The organism is Psychrobacter sp. H27, assembly GCF_059072655.1.
The window spans coordinates 3091606-3112532 of the sequence record NZ_JCACRX010000001.1; the positions used below are offsets into that span (position 1 = coordinate 3091606).

Below are 20927 nucleotides of genomic sequence, written 5' to 3' on the forward strand. Positions count from 1 at the left end.
GTTTACTCTTGGTTCTGGTTAATAGGCGTAGGATTGATACGCACAACCACGCTCATACCCGAGCGAATACGAGTATCTGGCGTTGATGGTCGAGCCTTTACCTCAAAGGTACGCACATCAAACCCGTCGTCATTGTTGGTCGGTCGCCAAGTTGCAAAATCAGATAGGGTCGATGTTGCATACACAGTGAACTGTTTGCTATAAGGTTTGTCTGCTGATGATAACGCTGGGATAGTCCCTGTGAATGTTTGACCGATAGCAAATTGATTCAGATAAGATTCAGTGACATTGAGTACCACCCATTGGTCATTGGTATCTACTAAGGTGAGCAAAGGAACGCCTTGACCGATGACTTCACCAGCACTGACGATGACGTTGTCAACGATACCTGCGATAGGGCTTTTTAGATTGGCTTCTTCTTTTGCGACCAGTGCCTCGTCCAGTTGGGCATCGACCTGTGCGACTTGGGCGGTAGCGGCTGACTTATCTTCACTACGCGCGCCCTCTAACGCCAAGTCATATTGCAGACGTGCCGCTTCAGTCTGATCTTCGGTAGCAAGGTACTGTGCATACGCCTCATCGCGCTTTTGCCGCGCCATCAATCCTTCTTCGTAGAGGCGATTAACGCGCTGATAAGTGTTCTTCGCCAAATCAGAGGCTGCTTTATTGGCTTGCCAAGCCGCTTTTGCTTGAGCGATTTCTTGCGGGCGTGCGCCATTTTCGGCTTTGTCCAACTGGCTCTGTGCGATTTGCTTGCCAGCCCGCGCCTGGTTGATCTTGGCATTAATTTCAGGCGAATCCATTTCGACCAGCTGTTGACCCGCGGTAACGGTATCACCTTCTGTCACCATAATCTGTGCAATGCGGCCAGGCACTTTTGCAGCGATAGAGGTTTGCTGCATTTGCATTTGCCCTTGAAGCGTAATGATTTCAGGCTCGCTCTGTTGATTGCTTTTATATAGACCATAGGCAATCACAGCAAGAACAATCAATGCAAGCCCTGCAAGTAGCGCTTTTTTTACACGAGCAGATTTATCAGCGTTAGCATTACCGCGATTGTACGGTGGCGTAGGCTGCACCGGCTCAGCGTCAGGCGTGTTTTCTGCTGGTTTAGCTGAGTATTGACTGTCCTGAGAGGTCGCTAACTCGGTTGAATCATCAGATTGATTTGAGTCGTTTGATTCATTTGGCAATTCAGACATGACAGCGGGATTCCTAAAGCAGCAAAGTTGAGAATAAAGGGTCTAGAATAAAGGGGCTATGATTAATACATTCGAACAGCATAAGGCTTAGCACTGTCTAACGCTTCAGAGTTGAAGATCGCACCAAAAGCGACGATAAATGCCGAATAGTACAGCCATAGCATAATCACTACAGCAGCTGAAAGCGCCCCAAATTCAGCACTATAGTTATTGAAGTTTTGTACATAGATAGAGAACAGCACAGACAGTACAATCCACATAATAGTCGCTAGTGCGGCGCCTGGTACTAGCTTTTTGAGCGCGACAGCATCGCGATTAGGTGCTAAGCGGTAGAGCCCCAAAAAGCTTAGGAATATAATGCCAGCCAGTATTGGCCATCTGCTCCAAAGTGCAATCGTTTCAGCTATCTGAGGAAAGGGGAAAAAAGCCGCTCCCACAGGAATAATAGCAATAGAGGAGACTGCTATAATCAAAACAACTACTGCGCCAAAGGTCAGTCCAACGGCTCGAATAGTACCTTGAATGAACCCACGCTCATGAGTGATATGAAAGGCGAGGTTGATAAGGATAATTAAAGACTTAATTCCTTTAGAGCCAGCATAAAGGGCGAGCAGTGACGATAAAATAAGGCTAAAAGTCAGCTTGGACGTGGTAGTAGAGACTAGGTCATTCAGGCGTGAGTTGAGGACTTCATACACGGTATCGGGTATAAATGGACTCAAAAGTGAGATCTGTTCTTGCATCTGGACGGGTGAAAACACGAGGCCATAAATGAGTACAAACACTGCCATTACGGGAAATATTGACAAAAAACCAAAAAACCCCACGCTTGCACAATGTGCCCAAACGTTGGAGGTGTTTGCAAGCTGCCATGTTTTGAGTAAAGGCTGTAGCCAATGACTTATCGATTTAGAAGTAGATTTTTTCATAAAACAATTATTCACAATAGAATGAGTAACAGTATGGATGTTGTCAGCGTTGTGACAGGCCCCTTATTCAGTGCATTACAAAGGTATGATCGCACCTCACGCACTTGAGTCAGTCGACGTACCGTACCGCTCAAGGACATCGTTATAATAAAAAACTAAATCGACTGTACAAGCGCTCATCCATACGACTTATGGTTTTCATGTTCATTATTGTTCAGTATACAAAGTTGGCAGTTGAATGTCAGCGGCATTCAGATAAGCATTAAAAGCAAGCGGGGTACCACAGCTTTGCATGAGTGCGGCCAATGACTGTACATAGCTATTGGCAGCTTGTGCTTGCTCAGTACGTGCTTTGAGCGACTGAGTCTGTGCTTGTACCACATCAACGGTGGTATTTACGCCTTCTTGTAAGCCAAGGCGGCGCAGTCGCAACACTTCTGCCGCCAAATCAACATTACTCTGAAGTGCCTGATAGCGAGATTGGGCATTATTGACATCATGCCAGTTTTTTTCTACGAGCAGGAGTAGGTTGTCACTGACTTCAATTTCAGAGAGATCGGCTTGACGGATTTGAGCGCTACTTGATGCCAATGAGGCTGTTTTATCAAGTCCGCCCCAGAGTTTCCAACTGGCAGATATACCAGCAACCCAGCTTGGATCCTTCTCTACCTGACCATAACCATAAAGCAAAACGGTCGGCTTATAACCAGTATCAGATAACGCATGCAGCTGCTGTGCCTGCGCACGTTTAGCGGCAACTTTCTGTAATCCTGGGTGATGACTCAGAGCCAGATCTTGAAAATAACTGACATCTGGTAGCGGGCGACTAGACACAAACAAAGGCGTCGTCGGCTTAATACGGTAGTTGGTACGTAGTAACCGCTGGAGTGCAATCATAGCCAAGCGTGCATCGTTATTGGCATTAACAGACTCGCTTTTGGCGTCGGCAAGCGCAGATTGCGCTTCCAACCTATCTACCCGTGAGATAAAGCCTTCTTCAAATAGACGCTCTGCCATATGGTCAGTTTGTTGCAGTGTATCGTAAGCGTCTTCACGTAAGTAAGCGGCAATGATAGCTAGCTGCGCCTTGAAGTAGCGCTCAATCAACGTATTATACAGCTCGTTTTTATCAAGAATACTATCTGCTAGCGCTTCTTGGGTGCGTGCATCGGAGGCGCCAGTCAAGGCATCTGTACGTCCAGCAGTATAAATAGGCCAGACCACACCAACACCTGCTCCAGTTGTGGAGCCTGAGCGTTTGAGGTCATACGAGTCTGGAATCCGCTCACCAACCAATTCGCCAAAGTTGGGTAAGTCTGGCAAGCTTGCAATAGGAGGAATGACACTATCGACACGATTATTCACCCCATCTATGATGCCGTTTTTAAGAGTGGATAAATCTATATCTTGGTCTAGATGGTAAGCACTGGCAGATACGCGAGCAAATACGAGCGGGTTATCGATGGTTCTTAGAGCATCAGTTTGGTATTCGCTGGCAGCAATGGCTGCTTGATTGGCCGCTATCTTGGGCGATACTTGGACTAAAAGTTTTTGTGCTTGCGCTAAGCTCAAAAAGCTGGAGACCTCTAACGGATAGCTATTATCAATCGTTTTGTGTGAGATGGGATCGACAAGGGTAGCCAGTGAAGGTTGCCCATCATAAGTATTTATCGATGTGTTATTAGGTGTTTCAGTTGACTTATGATTGCTCGGATCGTTAGCCTCCACGATTTGTGTTACAGGGCCAGATGCCATACCAGTTGATTCGATACGATCGGCATCAGTACTTGCGTAAGTCACAGGCGCAACACTTATGAGTGTAACAGTCATCATAGCGGACGGTAGCGCTGATAAAGCGAATTTCATAAGTCACATAAACCATTAATTGAGAGGTAAGGTATTATAAGACAACGGTTATCATTGATAGACCGTATTGCTCAGATATTAACTGATCAAATTATTATAGACTATCTATGAGTGACCGCGTCTACCAGTCATCGAGTAAATGATGCCGATACAAAACATTTATTGTCAAATAGGTCAGGGCTTTTAAATAAAAAGGGTCTTATCATAGCGTCGCTGACAGTCTATCATTTGAAATATCATTTAAATTAAGGCATACACTGTAGAGCCACAATGGTGACGGGTCAATGCTCAGTATTTTTTGGTTTTCTATTGTATGGGCAGTAGCGGTATGATAGAAGCTCAACTCTATATTTAAATATCTCTTTATAACTAACAACATAGCTTAGGAGGTATTTTGAGATGATTCTATTTGTCTTCAAATAAACTTTGTTTTTAGTTTTACTATTAAAATAATTAATCAGTCATTCATAAAAAAACAGCAAGCGATGAACGTTAATCAATGAACAGTAAGTAGTCACTTATTACGAATTTTTGTCAAATAAAATAAATAACCTTAGTAGAGGATGTGCGTAATGGCAGGATATATTTTGGCGCTGGATCAGGGAACAACATCGAGTCGAGCGATCCTCTATGACGATCATGCACGCCCTATAAAAATGGTACAACAACCAACGACCCTCCAAACGCCAAGTGCTGGATTTGTAGAGCAAGATGCACAGCAGATTTGGCAAACCCAGATCAGCTGTGCTCACGATGTTATCAATCGGTCAGGTTTGCTTGCAACGGACGTCACCAGCATTGCCATTACCAATCAGCGCGAATCTATCGTGATGTGGGACAAACAAACGGGTAAACCATTGGCACCTGCTATCATCTGGCAGGACAGACGGACGGCAAACTACTGTAAGACGCTTGCTGCCGAAAGCGCTACCAATAGTATGGATGATAGCGGCTATAAAAACAGCGCTCATACGAACACGTCTGAAAATCATCAAAATAATATGGCGCATGAGGTACAGCGTATTACAGGCCTGCGGTTAGACCCTTATTTTAGTGCCAGCAAGATTGCGTGGTTGCTCGAAAACAATCCAAAGCTTAGCGTGCGAGCCAGTAAAGGTGAGATAGCTGTCGGTACTATCGACAGTTGGCTGATATACAAGCTAACAGGTGGAGAGCACGTTATCGATGTGACTAACGCCTCTCGCACTTTGTTATTTGACATCCATAAACTGGCGTGGTCAGAGACACTTTGTGACCGCTTTGCCATTCCTATGAATATCTTACCCAAAGTGCTGCCCTCAGATGGTGATTTTGGTAAAACCAAAAAAGGCTTGTTTGCCAAACAAATACCCATTCAAGCCGTGCTTGGCGATCAGCAAGCGGCGCTCTTTGGGCAAGGTTGTCTTGATGCAGGTATGGCAAAGAACACCTATGGTACAGGGTGTTTTATGCTAATGAATATCGGTCAGCAGCCAAAGTTGAGCGACCATAAGCTACTGACCACTATCGCGTGGCAACGAAAAACATCGCCAACTCGTCCAGATAACTTATCGTTTGATCAGATTGTACAGTCAGGAAAGCGTATGCTACAACCGCCCAAAAAGGAAGTCACTTATGCGTTAGAAGGGAGTGTCTTTATGGCGGGCGCTATCGTCCAATGGCTACGTGACAACTTAGGTATGATTCAACAAAGTAGTGATGTTGAGGACCTAGCGCGTCAAGTGGATAGTAGTGAAGATGTGGTGCTACTACCAGCGTTTACTGGGCTTGGGGCACCTTATTGGCGTTCTGATATCAGTGCTAGTATCACAGGGATGAGCCGCGGTACAACCAAAGCGCACATTGCCCGTGCAGCATTAGAGGCGGTAGCCTATCAGACATACGATGTACTTATCGCTATGCAAAAAGACAGTCCCCATCCATTGACCGAGCTGAGAGTAGATGGCGGCGCAGCAAACAACGATTTGCTGATGCAGTTTCAGGCGGATTTGTTAGATGTTCCTGTACTGCGTCCAAGAGACACAGAAATTACCGCAAAAGGCGCGGCGTTACTCGCAGGTCTAAAAACTGGGCTATACGATGAGTCAACAATGAAAGCATCATGGCAGGTAGATCGTATCTTTGAGCCAAGTATGTCTACTGCTGCTCGCGAACAACATCTTGATAAATGGCAACGTGCTATCGAGAGGTCGTTAATGCCGCTATAAGCCTATTTTACTTGGTAAGTTAAGTATCAACGCGTTTTTGCAATTACTCAAAGTATAGGTCAACCGTACACAAACGCGATAAAGATACAGGCTGTAACGCAAGCCTACAAAGATATCGACATAGCTTACATAACCTGTATATCGTAGGGTAGTGATTGTTCCTATACTTCAAATGCAGTCAAGCAATGATTTTGACAAGACCTATAAGAACAAACGGAAATCAATAACTAATTAAGGATATATTTATTATGAATAACCATGACGAACTAAATAAAACAAAAATTAATGCAGATGGTACTACACATACAAATGTAACAGACGACTACAACCGTGACCATGATGCCATCGACCGTAGCGAAGTGAAACATATGTCTGATGAGACAAAAGACGATTTGAACGCTGATATGATCACAGGTGAACCAGGTTCACATCCAGTGGGTACTGGTATCGGTGGTGTGGGCGGTGCAGCAGCAGGCGCAGCAATCGGTTCGATGGCAGGTCCATTAGGTACATTGATCGGTGGTGCTATCGGTGCAGTTGTTGGTGGCGGTGCAGGTCATGCAGCAGGTGAAGCGATAAATCCAACACACGAAGAAGCTTACTGGCGTGCAGAATATGCAAACGCTGACTACTATAAAGAAGGACATGATTTCGATCGCGATCTGCATCCAGCCTATGCAGTAGGATATGCAAACCGTGCTCGTTATCCAGCAGATGCTCGTTTTGAAGATCACGAAGCAGATTTAGAGCGTTCATGGCACGAAGTAAAAGGTGAGTCTCGTCTGGCATGGGATGAGGCACGTCTAGCGTCACGTGATGCATGGCACCGCGTTTCGTAACACATGCAACATAAAAAGCCACATAGCTGCCTTTTAGCTACTGAATTAGTCAGGGTTTGTCAGGTTATATTTTGAAGCAGCATTGATTCATAAAATTATCAAGTAAACGGATAATCCGAAATATTGTTGATTCATTGCTAAAAATAGGCTAATTGTATAACTAGCTCTACGAGTGGCTTTAACTATCAAATTTATGCTATTTTAAAACTTCCAAGGTTGACCTTGGAGGTTTTTTTAGGCATAAAATTTGCTGTTTATACACATAAATGAATATTATGTATTATAATGATGAAAACAATAGGGAATATATGAGTAATCACGCTGATAATAATAAGCAGTTTTATGTTGCCACAGCCAACTTATTGAATTTCGCCAACCCTGATCGGATTTATTACGACAATGCACCGGCTTATGATAAGCAATCCTATGAGCATAAGCTGCATGGTCTTACAGACTTATTATCTAAGGCGAATGCTGATATCATTGCCGTGCAGGAAGTATGGGACAGTGAGGCACTAGAGGCGCTATCTGTTTCGTTAGGGTTCAAACCAGAGCATGCTGTGATTCCATTAGCAAGTAATGATAGTGCCAGTCCATATACTCAAGGTATGGGGGCACAAGGCACACCAGCTGTTGGTATTATCAGTCGATTTGAGCAGTTAGAAACCAGTCTATTAGAAGGTATTGCACCAAAGGCTGTGATTGATATTCCAGATATAGGACCTTATGAGCGTTTTAATCGTCCACCGCTCGTATTGCGTGTCGATGCATATGGTCAACCAATAACGATTATTACTGCGCATTTAAAAAGTAAACGTGCTTTTTTCTTACGTGATAAGAACGGCAATCTACTAGAAGATATGGATGATCCCAATATTCGTATTCGTGCCAAGCTGCGCAGTTTGTGCATGCGTGCTGCAGAAGCTGCATCGATTCGAATGGCTATTATGGAGCGTTTGCATCATACGCGTGAGCCATTGATATTGCTGGGTGACATGAATGATGTGACAGGTAGTGTCACCACTCAGCTGATGACCGAAACTGGTGAGGTCAATTATGATAAAAGTATGCGCGACGTCGCACTTTTTGATGCCGCTCGTATTCAGGCTCGTTATGGCTGGATGAAAGATGTCGCTTACACCCATATACACCAAGGCATGCCAGAAGTAATCGATCAGCTGTTTGTCTCAGAGGAGTTTTTACCTGATAGTAAGTTTTCGCTTGGTCAGGTTGAACGCGTTGATTATTTCAATGATCACCTTAGATGGGATTATGCAGACAGAGTCACTGATCATGGTATTATAAGAGCGAAAATCAAACTTAATGATTAACTTTTTAAAATTAAACAGTTAACTCTAGTAGAGTATTAATCGATACATGAACTTCTAACCCATTCATGTCCCTTGCTTGATAGTGTACAAGCGTTTATGATGCCTCCTCATCGAGTGTGGTAACGATAATATTAGCGCTATATTTTAGCCAATAGCCAGTAATCCGTTAGTTTTGGATGAATACTGTCTAATGAAGATTATATCTATACAATAGGGCGTAACATAAAGAGATTTATAATGAGTGATAACAAAGACGACAAAATTGAAGATGTGTTGGTAGACTCAGAATTGGCAAAAAAACTTGTACCGAACAAGTTTAAATTTACCAGCCAACAAGGCCGTGTACGCCGCCAAAAACTTTTGGCTGGTGCCAAGAAATTGAGTGAAACACAAGCAATTAATGATATTACCTTGGCTGCCGTATGCGAAGAAGCGGGCATACCAAGAGCCTCTGCTTATCACTTCTTTCCTAATATTGAAGCAATATTTCTAGCATTGCGTTTTTTGAATGCCATCGAAATATTGGAGATGGTAGAAACAGTTGATATCGGTAATTATGATAGATGGCAAGGATATCTGACTGCTCTTATTGATCAGTGTGTAATGATTTTTCATAGTGATGAGACCAAAGCCAAGCTAATTTACGATACCAATACGCCTGACTTTGAAGGCGACAGCTTTGGTGAAGATATGGACCATCAAATCGTTGACTTGGTATATAAGCGCTTGTCAGAGCGTTATGAAATGCCAAACTTTGATGATATCCAAAATACCCTGTTGATTGCTTATAGTATCGTCAACGCTATTTTTACCTTGTCTTATCGTCGTCATCAGAGCATTACTGAGGACTATATTCAAGAAGCAAATACAGCATTTATCGCGTATCTACGCTGCTATCTGCCAGAGAAGCTACGACGCAAAAGCGTTTAATTCTTCATACTAAACACAAAAAGCCGACATCTCTGTCGGCTTTTTTACGTCTTGTGTTTACTACAATTTCTTAAACACACATGGCTATCGCTTATCAAGATGTCATATAACCGTAGCAATGATCAATGGTATTTGTTAATAACAAGCTATTTCTCAACTATTGGGCGTTAAGTCTTGTCCGCGGCAGACATCATCGACAGCATCTAAAGGGGAATATTGCTGATAGTAGCTGCCTATTGATGCTTCTAACGCTACAGTGGTCTGTGAGTCATGAGCGTTGACATAAGCTTCACGTGCTTGCTCAAGCCATCGATCTGCCATACGAAAATGTATACCGGACTCTCGCCAGCCTCGTTCGCATTGGTTGGTGGCGGCCCATATTAGAGCCACTTCACCAAATGCCATTTCACGAGGTGCTGACGCTATACCATTACTATCTTTGAGCGCACTCAGCGTTGCCCATAGGTCAGGTCGCATTAGCGCAGAGGTAGTAGGAATATCCTGATATATACTCATGTCTTGTGCACTATTATTTTTTAGTGCTTGCAAAATAGTCTCTGCCATTTCTACTGCAACTGAGCCTGTAGATGAGCGGCTATTCATACTGTCTTTGTTGATAGCATAAGTAAGCCATGCTTGTGCTTTATAAGCGAGATACTGCTCATGAGCTGTCTTGTCTTTTTGTTGATACGGCTCTAATTGCGCTACCATACAGTTCAATACACGCTGTTGTTGGCTTTGATACTTATAAGAATGCGCTTGTTTCTGCACATGGCTCTGCAAGTCATCACGACAGTCAGTAATATTGGTCGTATTAGTGATTTGAGCTGAAGTATTAACGATGTCACTGTTAGCTAAAGCAGGTGGGGCTACAGTCAGTAGCAGTATTGCCGATAAGGCAGTAGATATCGTTTGCTTATCAGGTATGGTTTTCATGACAGCTTTAAACATAATGCAAACCTTGTATGAAGGTAATAAGGGGTGTTATTTACCATTATCAGGGCTAGTGCTACTCATAGCTTGGTAGGTCGTAATGCAGTTATAGTGGCATTATCATAAGACGGTACTGAAGCAATGCCATTAGATCGCGTTGTCAATTTACAACGTATTATCGCTTATAGTAGTAGAGCTGCTCATCAAACGCTGGTTTTTTCGTGGATCTTCACGTTTGAATAGATCTTCATCGAATTTGAAGCGCAGTCTGAAATAAGCCCCTTCTTGAGTACTGTCATCATAGGCGATGTCTTCGTCTTCAAAGCCCATAAAGTTGTAGCCAAGTGATAACCACAGGTTGGTCATTGGACTATAGCCAACCTCTGCACCAAGCATATAAGCCAAGTCGTTTGCTTGATCGTTCCAGTAAGTGCCTGCTTGTAAGCCAATATCCCAGCGCTCACTGAGGTCATAGAGCCCACGACCATAGACAGCATGCGCCGTATTGTCACTGGTCAATGCGTCTGCTTTGTACTCTGTGTATTTACCAGCATAACGTCCAGATAAGGTTAGCGGACGCGTCGGATGGTAGTTACCATTCCATGACCAGATGGTCGTGTCTTTTCGATAAGTGTCATCACCAGTGTTGTTATCATCCAAGCGATACTCAAGCTTTGCCAGCATATCTAACTGGTTGCTATCATAATCACGATAAGCTGCGCCTAGCTGAAAGCGATTAATAGTACGGTCGCCATCAGTGTAATCAGTGCGTGAGTAGATATCTTTGGCAAGTAGGGTGATCTCATCAGTATAGCGATAGGCAATACCAGCACTACCTAGTAATGTATCACTTGTTTCGCCCCAGCGTTTTTCAAAACGCCCCGATGCTTTGTAGTTTTCTTTGGCAAGATACTCAACACCAATACCTGCTGCGGTTGCCGTGTTGTCTTCTTCACCTTCAAGGGACTCAACACGCTCAAACAAGGTATTTAGAGTTAGACCTTCTTGGACATACCATTTGTTTTTTAGACCGATAGCGGCTTCGGCCTCGCGTGCACTAATAGCGTCACTCATACGGTATTCGCTATACACTTTACCGTCTTTCATATAAGTGGCATCGAAACCAAAAACAGTACGTTGACGCTCATCAGTATCATCAAGACCATAAGTACCCGATAAGCTGTTGATCAAATCGTGACGCGCGTACAGTCGTCCCAAGCTACCAAGAGGGGTCTCGCCGCCAATAGAAGTGGCATTACGTGAGCTATTGTCGATATCTTGCTCATACTCTGCAAATACCAAGCTATTATTCAATTTAGGCAGGCGAGAGGTAATACGAGCACGAACGGTTGTACCTTCGATGTCTTCATCAGCATTACTAACGCTACTTAAAGCTGATTGATTGATGATGTCATCATTAAATAGCGTATCGTCTGTAATATCCAAAACGTCTGTCGCCGCTTGGGTATTGCGTGAAGCAGCAGTGGCATCTTGCTTATAGTAGCGTACGCCAATCTCACCGACCACATTCTCACTCAAACGCTGCTCTATGCTAGCCTGGATACCTTCGACGCTCGCCTCGGTAGTATGGTCTTCGGTACGTACACCTTCTAGCTTTAATGCTGTTTTTTTGTTGTTTATCGTGTGAACGACTTCTACACCAGACTCGGTACGACCCGCCGTAAGCGGTGACGCACCAGTGACAAAACCTTCGTCAGCATCATTGTAGTACGCTTTGGCACGGGTGTTTTTCTTATTATCAAAGTCAATCTCAAGACGCAGCGCATTACCCTCAACATCACTATCGTCGAGTTCTGTGGTGTTGATTTGATTGCTGGCTTGAAAATTTGGATTCTCAGCTTTATTCATGGCGTATTCAGCGACTAGCTTTAACTTGTCGTTAAATTTGATAACGCTGTTGAGACTTGCAAGCTCTTCTTTGTTTAGTGGATCGTCACTATTGATATAGCTACCACCAATAGAGACTTTGTTGGTTAGCTGTTGCTTAGCAGCGATACCACCAACTAGATAGTCCTCACCACCTTCATCTACTTCTACCGTAACACGGATATAGACAGGATTGCCTTCGATGTCTTGACTGGCAATCGGTGATTTCAAAAATAAGCTGCGGCTAATCGGATCAATCTCATAATCAGCAAAACGTGTCAGCGTTTCACGGCTGATGATAAGACCAGGATTATTGGCATCACGAGTGATCACTTCAATCGTTTCAGAGTTTTCTAATACCGCATCGAAGTTCTCAGCCAATGGATATGGACCTGAAATGCCTAGGCCACGCGTCTCATTAACACGCTGGCTGGTACTGGTCTCTGCCAAAAATGCCGTGACACGAGTATTGCTGTCCTCAAACTGAGCTTTTAGACCAGTTAGGGTACGGTTGTATTGACCCAGCTTGATACCTTCATCGTTATCAATCTGTGTCTTTAGGTCACCATACATAGCGAATGAGCGACCTTTGTCCAAGCGCACATAGAGCTTGCTTGTGGACTGCGCATCAAAGCCTTTAGCTGATGAATCGCCATATACAGGATAGTATTCGCCAGGCTCGATATCACGAAAGAGTCGCTCACCTTTTTTATCACTATCATAAGCAAGCGTCAGCAAATAATCGCCGCGTACCTTGCCTTTGAGGAACATCGCCGCACGACCAGAAGCTGTGTAATCGTCGTTACCGGCAAAATCATTGAGCTCTTGTTCAAATGCACCTTGAGCATCAGTGATGCTGCCACCATCAAAATCTTTGAGCGAGATAGCACCTTCGACGATACCAACGGCAATCAGTGGACGCAATTGAGCAGTGAACTGTAATGGGATGACTTGTTTACTACTACCCGTGTCAATGACGAGCTCGCCCTTACCGGGTACGCTCGACGCGATGACTGGTATTAATAACTCACCACCTGATACAGTCACTTGGGTACCAGCTTGATCTTTGCTGCTGTCTTCCAAATTGATACGACCGATATTAGTATCAAGTGTAAGAGAAGTAGTACCAATATAGGGGCGATTGTCACGATCTTTTAGACTAACGACTATCTGGTATTCGCTAATGCCGTCTGCAGCTACTAGCTGAGTCTGAGTGCGATAATCGATAGATTGTAAGCTATCAGGTGTCAATACTTTAATCGTCTGCTCAGAGATGATTTTGCCGTTGATATCAGTGGCCACACCGCGCAGGGTATTACTTCCACGTTGTAGGTCAACCGCATAATAGTCAAAAGCCGTCACATTTTGCTTTTCTTGCTTAGCAGTTTTACCGATATTTTGCTCTGATACCGCTTTGCCATTGGCGTATAAAGTAAATATTGAGCCAAGAGGGGCTTGCACCTGTACCATCTGCTTGTAAGTGCTAAGCTGTTGACCTTCACCTAGATTAATAAAGGCGACATTGTTGTTAGCCACTTCTTTTAAGTATTCTTCGAGCTCTTTTTCTACTGGAGGGGCAATCGTTGTCACGGCCATATCGACACGATTGGTCGCTTGCCCAACCATATCGTTGACAATAGCAGAATCACAGTTGTTACCAAGGTCTAAGTCACCATTGATATTACAGCCACTTGCATCGATATTATCAGTCGTGTCGGTATCGTAGTCTGGCTCTAGTGTTAGCGCTGTTTTTACCGCTTGCTCTAGCGTATCGTTTTTAGCGCTCACTGATTTGCTACGAGCGATTAGCTCAGCGTTCAGACGCTCAGTGCTATCCGCCATACCAGCGACTATTGCAAAATCTGCACGATGTAACTCGCCGTATTTTAAGTCGACAAAACGGCTGCCAGCATCACCAGTATTACGGTTGCTTTGGGTGACCAGTTCTGTTTCTCTAGGGATCGTCGTGCGGTCTACTTTCAGTACGTGCGTTTTGGCACTGATGCCATAAAAGTTGTATTTACCTTCAGGATCAGTAACGATGAAGTTACCGTTCTCCATGTAGATACGTACACCAGCAACACCAAGCTCACCGTCTTCTTTTTGCTGAATACCATCGCGGTTGATGTCGTGATAGACCTTACCGATGATGATGCCGTCAGTGTTCATGACGCCACGTTCTACGTCGATTTTCCACTGTGCTTCTCTTGATACTAAGCTTTGGCCTTGCTCGTTGTTAGCAACTGCGATTGCGCGGTTGATACCATCACCACCTAGTGATGCAGCACCAACAAGCACACGATAAGTAATTTTTTTACTTTCGCCATTTGCCATATTGCCTAAGTTCAATACCTGGTATTTACCGTCAGACTTAAACTCAGTAGTTTGTGTCTGATTGATATCGATATCAGTCGCTGGGCTCACACGCACACTGCTATCGACATAATCAAAACCGCGTGGTAATGCGTCTTTTAGCTGCACATCGTAAGCAGTAGCACTACCGTTGTTCGTGATATTGATGGTGTAGCTGACGTAATCACCGAGCTCAGCACTTTTTACGTCACTTTCCTTTGTGACAACTAAAGCTGGGTTGTCATCGACGATATTAATTTGTGAGCTCAGATCACTGATACGCACGGTGAAGTCAGACGCGTTCGGCAATTCATCAGCACCAATGCCAACCGAAGGGGCGATACAGGCGTCTAAGCTGACAGTCAATGTGTCACTGTTCAACGTCTGGATGAGCTTATCATTAATAGCGTTGGCGTTATTTTGAGTGGCCGCTGATAGCTGATATTTACCCGTGTTATTACCAGTTTCTATAGCTTTAAGTGAATAGCTATCTCCAGTTATCGGCGACTTGATGGTTACCCATACTTGATCAGGCTTATCAGTTTGTACGTTACATTGCGCATAGCTGGCACTGACATAAACATCATCATTAATTTGTGAAACAGTTTTACTTTCATCAAATTTAGGAGTGGTGAATTTGATACCAGATTCGATAATGACCAGGCTATCGGTCGCACTCACGCTGGCTACTGACGAATCTGCTAACACAACTGCACCAATCTTAATATCAGCAGCATCCCCATCCTGACCATCAACATCTGATAGCGCTTGTACAATAAGCTGAATGTTTTCACTCTGACCAAGCTTAATTTGAGCACTCATGTTATCAAGAATAAGTTGTCTATCGCCACTGTCGACGATACCATTGTTATTCAGGTCTTGATAAACTTTCAAATTAGATAGAGTTGGCGATACATCAAGCGTCAGCTCAACAGTCTGACTACTATAGCCAGTATTACTAAGAACATTGACCCAATTCACTAATGTGTTGGGTGCGACAGTACGCAGAGGTTGCTGAGTTAAATTAATACCATATTCAGGTAGGGCAGAGGTTTTGACTTGAACTTGGTTTGAAATGCCGCTTTGTTCAATAGAATCGACATCATAAGTCGCATTAGCAATGTTGTTGATAGTCTGTACGAGCGTGCTAGGCGCAGCAAGCGCCACATTTGATTGCATAAGCAACATTGCAGCTGTCAGCGCAGAGATCTTCGCTGTATGCAACGTAATACGATTAGACGTTGAGTATGTAGTCATATGTCGCTTATCCAATAAAACATAGAAGGGTAGGGTAGTAACCCTCCAGCTTGGCTAACCAAAAACGATCAGGTCAAACTGGAGCGTTAGTCTATAAACGTCTTGTGACGCTTATAGACTTTGAAATATTAAATATAAATTAACGATCGTTTTTGATTTTGATTTTGAAAGTCAAGGTGCCAACGCCCTGAGGAACTATAGTAAAGTTAGTACCAAGAACTGCAGTACTAGTCGCACTAGGCGTGCCTGCAGTAGATGAAGCAGTCGCCGAAGTAGCAGGTGAACCAGCTACTAAATCCGCACCAGCTGAGAAGTTAGACAACAAATCCGAGATAGTTAATGCGTTAAGATTAAAACCTAATGCTGTTGAAGAAGTGTTAGTTGCCTGAATACGATAGATAACACATTGATCAGGTGCCGCATTGAGCGTAGTCTGAACAAAGGTACTTGTAGCAACGGTAGCTTCACAAGCAGCATCTAGTGATTGAGACTTCACCAACGTTAAGCCTCTAACGTTAGTCGTATCAGTCACTGAAGTAACAGCAGGTGGATTAATACCGGCAGGCGTTAGCGTTACGACAGAAGTTTCAGTGCTACCAACAGCTGCAGCATCAGCAACAGTTGCAGGAGTGGTTACATTGCCCGACGATACATTATAGTTGATCGCTAGTGTGCCACCAGGTGCAATACCATTTGGAAATTGAGCGGCTGGTAGTGTAGCGCTATTAAGGGTGTACGTATTACCACCAGCAACGGTAGGTTGCAACGTCATAGTAACCGGGGCACCATTACCAGGCGGCGTATAAGTAACACTAACAGGACCAGTAACAGGTCTAACAGCCCCATTATTGCCACCATCAGCAATAGTGAAAGTCAATGGGTTAGTATTAGTACCTTCAGCATCTTGACCACTGTTAGTAATGAGAGTTGAATGAGTCGCTTGACTAGCAGTACCTGAGGCAGGGGGAACTTCTCTAGTTGTTGGATTGCTCACTATAACCGCTCGTCTGGTAAAGTTAGTCACACCAGCAGTATCTATACCAGCGCCGTTAGCTTGATCCGCAGCAGCAGGTACTCTAGTCATATCTAAATTGTTATTTGTACTATCCAAAATGTCATAGTCAGTACCAAGTACAGGAGCAGCAATTAACGGACTAACCGCACCGACGAACTTATCGTAGACTTCTGCATTGTTAGTTACTGAACTATTAGCAGCTGTATACTGATCTCTATCGACATTAACCGTGAAAGTAATTGTGCGACTTGCGCCAACGGCTAAGTTCGCTACAGCAACATTAATAGCTTGTCGAGTACCAACAGTAGAAATCGTAGCAGTGCCAGCACCAGTTACGGTCACGTCTGAGGCTGTGCCATTAGGCAAACTCAAACCTGCAGGAAGGACATCTCGGATGACAATATCAGTCGCAGCAGTACTATAGTCAGTATCCACGTTAGTGACTACGATACTATAAGCGATCTGTGGGTTAGCGACTGTCAAATCGACAGTACTGGTCGCTGTTTTTTCTATTTTGAAGGTAGGCAGTCTCACGATAGTTTGGTTTTCGTTCACCAATGTCGCATTTGCTGGAAGATTAGCAGTAAAGAAACTACTGGTTGCTGTTAATGTGCCTACACCTTTGTCATTACCGTTACGAGCGGCTGGTGTAGCTGCTTCGTAGCTTAAGTTAGCTCTGGTACCTGGTTGTAGTCTAATAGTACCACCGTTGGCTAGGGTACCTGTCTGTGCCTGACCATTCAAAGCGGTGACTTGAGTAGGAGTTAAAGCAGTGCCATCTGCTTGTACAATCGTAAACGTGACAGGCGCAGTACCTAAAGCATAGTCTGGCGTAGCTGTTACTAGTGCTGAGTCATTACCTGTGGTATTAACGGTATAAGTATCCGTCACGTTACCCGTATTGGTTAAGGCATGAGTAAAGGTAGTCGTACCACCTGGCGTAGCAGTCTGATTGATAGCAATATCGTCACCAATGCTACCATCATCAACAGTCGATACGAGTGCAAAGTTAGCTGTTTCGCTAACGCTCACAGTCACTGTGTTAGAAGTAACGTTTGGCTGAGCAATGCCAGCAACGCTATAGTTTGCGGTTGCGACGTTGGTAATCGGTGCTGCTCCTGCACTAATACCACCAGTAGTATTAGGAGTAGCTGCATTAGCGGCAGTAGAGATACCCATTGCAGCCACAACACCTACGGCTAATACTGAATATTTAAAAGAATTTGGTTTCATGCAGTAAATCTCCGAAAGATTAAATCAGTAAGGATGAAGGGTTATTTGTTAACGACAGTATTGAGGGCAACAGCTGCTGCCTTTTTTGCGGGTAGTAATTTGATGTTCCAGCGTAGCGTACGGTATTCAGAGTAGGGCACTTTAACCATTTTGCCATCGACTTTGCGCATTAGCGGCATATCAGCATAGTTCTTGCCATCAGTGCTAGCTTGTGCGCTTGCAGGCATCGCATCACCAGTAAAGGTCATGTTGGCAGGAATAGGTAGAGTCACCATTAGATCATTAATATCTTTATTAATGGTATTGGTATAAGTTGCCTTGTATTGGATGACAGTACCTGCTGGTGCGGTACGTACTGCCGTATAGACTGTCTTACCGTCAGCATTTTTGATGACTTGATTGGCAGTCAGTTCCATCTTTAGAGCATCTTCAGCATGCGCGAGGCCTAACATGCAAGTAGAAGCAACCGTTGCTAATAGAACATTGCGTAGAATCTTGAAACGTTTCATATAAAATCCTTTCTTATACCGTTGCTATCATTGGGATATTGATGCTTTGGGCTCCAGTGAGGCTGTCTATAACTAGATATCAGGCTCGTCTGTAAAAAGCACACATCTCCCTTTAAGCTATTGTCACGTAACCAATACAAACTTTCATTATAAAGACGACAAATGGTATTTCGAGATGACCAAACGGTAAAAGCCCTATCTAGGAAGATAGGGCTTGATTGAGTATTCAGTAATTTGATACACAGGTGTTTAGTTACTAATGGTAGTACCATATTTAGTATTAAAACGAATGGCCTGACGGCGAGTGGCTGTAGTAGCACCTAAAGAAAAAGTATTGGTAGTCACTGTACCGTTGTTACCAATAGATACCGAGTTTGTTGCAAATGATGGAGTGCCGCTATTTTCACCAATAGGTGTTGGATTAACTAAGGTAGAGGTAATCAGCGAATTATTAGAGTCATTTTTACTCTGTAGCGTATCCTTGATAACAATATCTGTCAGAGAAACGTTGCCCCGGTTGATGGCTTCAATTCTATAAGCGATACATTGTCCTGGCACAATGCCAGATATTGGTTTTATACTATACGCGCTGTTAGCACTACCTTCATAATTGACACCAATTGTAGCAAGGTTATTTAGACTACAGTCATGAACATACTGACTTTTGATTAATACTAATGCAGCATTTTCTTGGATGACATCACCAAAGTCATTGCTAGGATAGTTGTACTGACTATTAATAATGTTTATTTGTCGCACATCGCTTGTCGTGTCTACAGAATATGCATAATTGCTAGGTTCATTCTGAGTGACACAGAGTCTTGTGTAACTGCCAACTTGTGCAGATGTCAAATTGAAGTTGTAGGTACCGTCACTATTGATATTCACTGTTTGAGGCGAAAACGTCCCACTATCACCAGCACATTTATTCAAAGTAATGGTGTGACCAGTGGTAAAGGGGATTCCAGATTCAGTTGGTGAGTCATATCTACCATTAAAATAAAGACTATTATTTAGATATTTAGTAGAGACATCATCTTTGGCTGGAGATGTAATTTGACCGTTATCGTTAAATACAATACCTGAAAAGACATAATTGGATCTGTCATTTGTGATTGTACATGCCCAATTATCTCCGTACGTAAGCTTGAGATTTTTTGGATCTAAAGTGGTAACGGTTGTACCATCCGATCTTCTACATGCATATAACGCAGTATAATCTACTAGGTTGGTCGTTCCTGAGACGGCTTCTGTCAGTGTATAGGTCTTGGCAGGGTTCACCTTAAAGGTTCCTGTAGTGCCTGTGCCCGTAGTAACTGTATTGCCTGAACCCGATGTAGTGACCGAGCTGATGCCGTTGGTAACAACTGAGTTATCTGCATTGTCCTTGATTTGAACAGTAAATTGATCGGTATTTGTTTTACGAGAAGAAGAGAGAACTTTAGTATATGTTAGGCGCGGCTGTGGTAGGTAGCAGTAACCATCAAATACAATGTTGATCAGCTGATCACCAGGGTTACCTACAGTGCCAGTAGTATTATCGTAGTATTCTAGGTTAGGGTTATTGCCATAAGACACATCTACTCTAACGATAGGTTGATTAAAAGCAACGGATACTTTACATCTCTCATCTACAGAATCTGTACTACATAAAACGCTACCAGTAGTAGTTGTTTGACGATAGGGTGCAGTAGTCGTTATTCCGGTGCCTCTATATGTCAAAGTTGGCGTCACACTAGCACCCGCACTAGTAAAACCAGTGATTGTTACTTGGTCGGAAAACTCGAAATACCTAGTACCTGCTGTTGTTCCTCCGTTTCCTGTCCCTGTACCTAAATAGTTCACATCTATATCATAAATACTTAAGCTGACATTGGTAAAGGCTTGAGATTCGTTGGTGAAACTGTTTTTAAAAGTGTATGAGACCGCACGAGACGATCCCTTATTAGTAAAATCCTGAAAAAATTCAAACGATTGAAGGTTGCCTGTTAGCGTCTTAGGTCTATAAAAATTTGAGCCGCCAGCATCTAAACTGCCAGTAGTCACTAAACTGTTAGAAGCAATAGTGTAACTTTCACTTCTGAGACCGTTTAAAAGTTGGTTTACACCAAGGATAGGTGGCGATGCTGTCGATCCTAAGTTACTGTAATCAGTGCTTGCAAACTCATCAGACACAAAGTTAGCAGGGCAAGTCGTAATTGCCGCCAAAGCCAGATAGTTGGGCAATAGTATCAACAAAGATGGCAAAGCTATCCAACGCGTTACTCTCGACTTAAGAGCTGATAGTTCAACAGACGAATTCATAATAGCTCCGAGAGCAAGGATGGAATGTAGATATAATTTTGTTATAAGAATAATATTTAAGTGACAATTAATATACAAAAATGAGACGAAAGTCTATTTATAGGGTATGAATAGCAGAAAGCTTTTCCAGATA

12 protein-coding genes are annotated in these 20927 nt (G+C 43.5%); 4 read left to right on the plus strand and 8 right to left on the minus strand.

The window, feature by feature from the left end:
• Positions 1–2 precede the first annotated feature (2 nt).
• The 3 genes from AC5JPY_RS12750 to AC5JPY_RS12760 all read right to left on the minus strand — a co-directional run bounded on the left by AC5JPY_RS12750 (position 3) and on the right by AC5JPY_RS12760 (position 3997).
• Positions 3–1202 carry an HlyD family secretion protein gene (locus AC5JPY_RS12750; protein WP_493852672.1) on the minus strand — a complete coding sequence of 400 codons (1200 nt, stop codon included), beginning with the start codon at positions 1200–1202 and terminating at the stop codon, positions 3–5.
• Between the two features lie 62 nt (positions 1203–1264).
• Entirely contained in the window at positions 1265–2131 is an 867-nt protein-coding gene (locus tag AC5JPY_RS12755) for a YihY/virulence factor BrkB family protein (RefSeq protein WP_493852673.1), read from the minus strand.
• Positions 2132–2338: 207 nt separating this feature from the next.
• Entirely contained in the window at positions 2339–3997 is a 1659-nt protein-coding gene (locus AC5JPY_RS12760; protein ID WP_493852674.1) for a TolC family protein, read from the minus strand.
• Positions 3998–4569: 572 nt separating this feature from the next.
• Between AC5JPY_RS12760 and glpK the strand changes: the two genes are divergently transcribed.
• The 4 genes from glpK to AC5JPY_RS12780 all read left to right on the plus strand — a co-directional run bounded on the left by glpK (position 4570) and on the right by AC5JPY_RS12780 (position 9304).
• A complete protein-coding gene (glpK, locus tag AC5JPY_RS12765; RefSeq protein ID WP_493852675.1) occupies positions 4570–6204 on the plus strand; it encodes a glycerol kinase GlpK in 1635 nt (544 codons plus the stop codon).
• Between the two features lie 368 nt (positions 6205–6572).
• Positions 6573–7043 carry a hypothetical protein gene (locus AC5JPY_RS12770; protein WP_319050431.1) on the plus strand — a complete coding sequence of 157 codons (471 nt, stop codon included), beginning with the start codon at positions 6573–6575 and terminating at the stop codon, positions 7041–7043.
• 308 nt (positions 7044–7351) lie between these two features.
• Complete coding sequence (locus AC5JPY_RS12775; RefSeq protein WP_493852676.1) at positions 7352–8374, plus strand: endonuclease/exonuclease/phosphatase family protein; 1023 nt, start codon at positions 7352–7354, stop codon at positions 8372–8374.
• A gap of 237 nt (positions 8375–8611) precedes the next feature.
• The gene (locus AC5JPY_RS12780) at positions 8612–9304 is read left to right on the plus strand and encodes a TetR/AcrR family transcriptional regulator (protein WP_319050221.1); all 693 of its coding nucleotides are present in this window, start codon (positions 8612–8614) and stop codon (positions 9302–9304) included.
• A gap of 153 nt (positions 9305–9457) precedes the next feature.
• On the opposite strand, the gene AC5JPY_RS12785 is transcribed toward AC5JPY_RS12780, so the two are convergent.
• The 5 genes from AC5JPY_RS12785 to AC5JPY_RS12805 form a co-directional block, all read right to left on the minus strand.
• Positions 9458–10255, minus strand: coding sequence for a hypothetical protein (locus AC5JPY_RS12785; RefSeq protein WP_493852677.1), 798 nt, complete (start codon positions 10253–10255; stop codon positions 9458–9460).
• Positions 10256–10402: 147 nt separating this feature from the next.
• Positions 10403–15733 (minus strand): SdrD B-like domain-containing protein, encoded by a 5331-nt coding sequence (locus AC5JPY_RS12790; protein ID WP_493852678.1) that lies wholly within the window; start codon positions 15731–15733, stop codon positions 10403–10405.
• Positions 15734–15872: 139 nt separating this feature from the next.
• Positions 15873–17981, minus strand: a complete 2109-nt coding sequence (locus AC5JPY_RS12795) for a beta strand repeat-containing protein (RefSeq protein ID WP_493852679.1) — start codon at positions 17979–17981, stop codon at positions 15873–15875.
• A 41-nt stretch (positions 17982–18022) separates the two neighbouring features.
• The gene (locus AC5JPY_RS12800; protein WP_420230407.1) at positions 18023–18490 is read right to left on the minus strand and encodes a hypothetical protein; all 468 of its coding nucleotides are present in this window, start codon (positions 18488–18490) and stop codon (positions 18023–18025) included.
• Positions 18491–18739: 249 nt separating this feature from the next.
• On the minus strand, positions 18740–20794 hold the full coding sequence (locus AC5JPY_RS12805) for a hypothetical protein (protein WP_493852680.1): 2055 nt from the start codon (positions 20792–20794) through the stop codon (positions 18740–18742).
• Positions 20795–20927 lie beyond the last annotated feature (133 nt).

What these genes read in the sequence shown, in the direction of transcription:
- AC5JPY_RS12750 (WP_493852672.1), bottom strand. Translation starts at nt 1,202, where the DNA reads ATGTCTGAATTGCCAAATGAATCAAACGACTCAAATCAATCTGATGAT.
- AC5JPY_RS12755 (WP_493852673.1), bottom strand. Translation starts at nt 2,131, where the DNA reads ATGAAAAAATCTACTTCTAAATCGATAAGTCATTGGCTACAGCCTTTA.
- AC5JPY_RS12760 (WP_493852674.1), bottom strand. Translation starts at nt 3,997, where the DNA reads ATGAAATTCGCTTTATCAGCGCTACCGTCCGCTATGATGACTGTTACA.
- glpK (WP_493852675.1), top strand. Translation starts at nt 4,570, where the DNA reads ATGGCAGGATATATTTTGGCGCTGGATCAGGGAACAACATCGAGTCGA.
- AC5JPY_RS12770 (WP_319050431.1), top strand. Translation starts at nt 6,573, where the DNA reads ATGTCTGATGAGACAAAAGACGATTTGAACGCTGATATGATCACAGGT.
- AC5JPY_RS12775 (WP_493852676.1), top strand. Translation starts at nt 7,352, where the DNA reads ATGAGTAATCACGCTGATAATAATAAGCAGTTTTATGTTGCCACAGCC.
- AC5JPY_RS12780 (WP_319050221.1), top strand. Translation starts at nt 8,612, where the DNA reads ATGAGTGATAACAAAGACGACAAAATTGAAGATGTGTTGGTAGACTCA.
- AC5JPY_RS12785 (WP_493852677.1), bottom strand. Translation starts at nt 10,255, where the DNA reads ATGTTTAAAGCTGTCATGAAAACCATACCTGATAAGCAAACGATATCT.
- AC5JPY_RS12790 (WP_493852678.1), bottom strand. Translation starts at nt 15,733, where the DNA reads ATGACTACATACTCAACGTCTAATCGTATTACGTTGCATACAGCGAAG.
- AC5JPY_RS12795 (WP_493852679.1), bottom strand. Translation starts at nt 17,981, where the DNA reads ATGAAACCAAATTCTTTTAAATATTCAGTATTAGCCGTAGGTGTTGTG.
- AC5JPY_RS12800 (WP_420230407.1), bottom strand. Translation starts at nt 18,490, where the DNA reads ATGAAACGTTTCAAGATTCTACGCAATGTTCTATTAGCAACGGTTGCT.
- AC5JPY_RS12805 (WP_493852680.1), bottom strand. Translation starts at nt 20,794, where the DNA reads ATGAATTCGTCTGTTGAACTATCAGCTCTTAAGTCGAGAGTAACGCGT.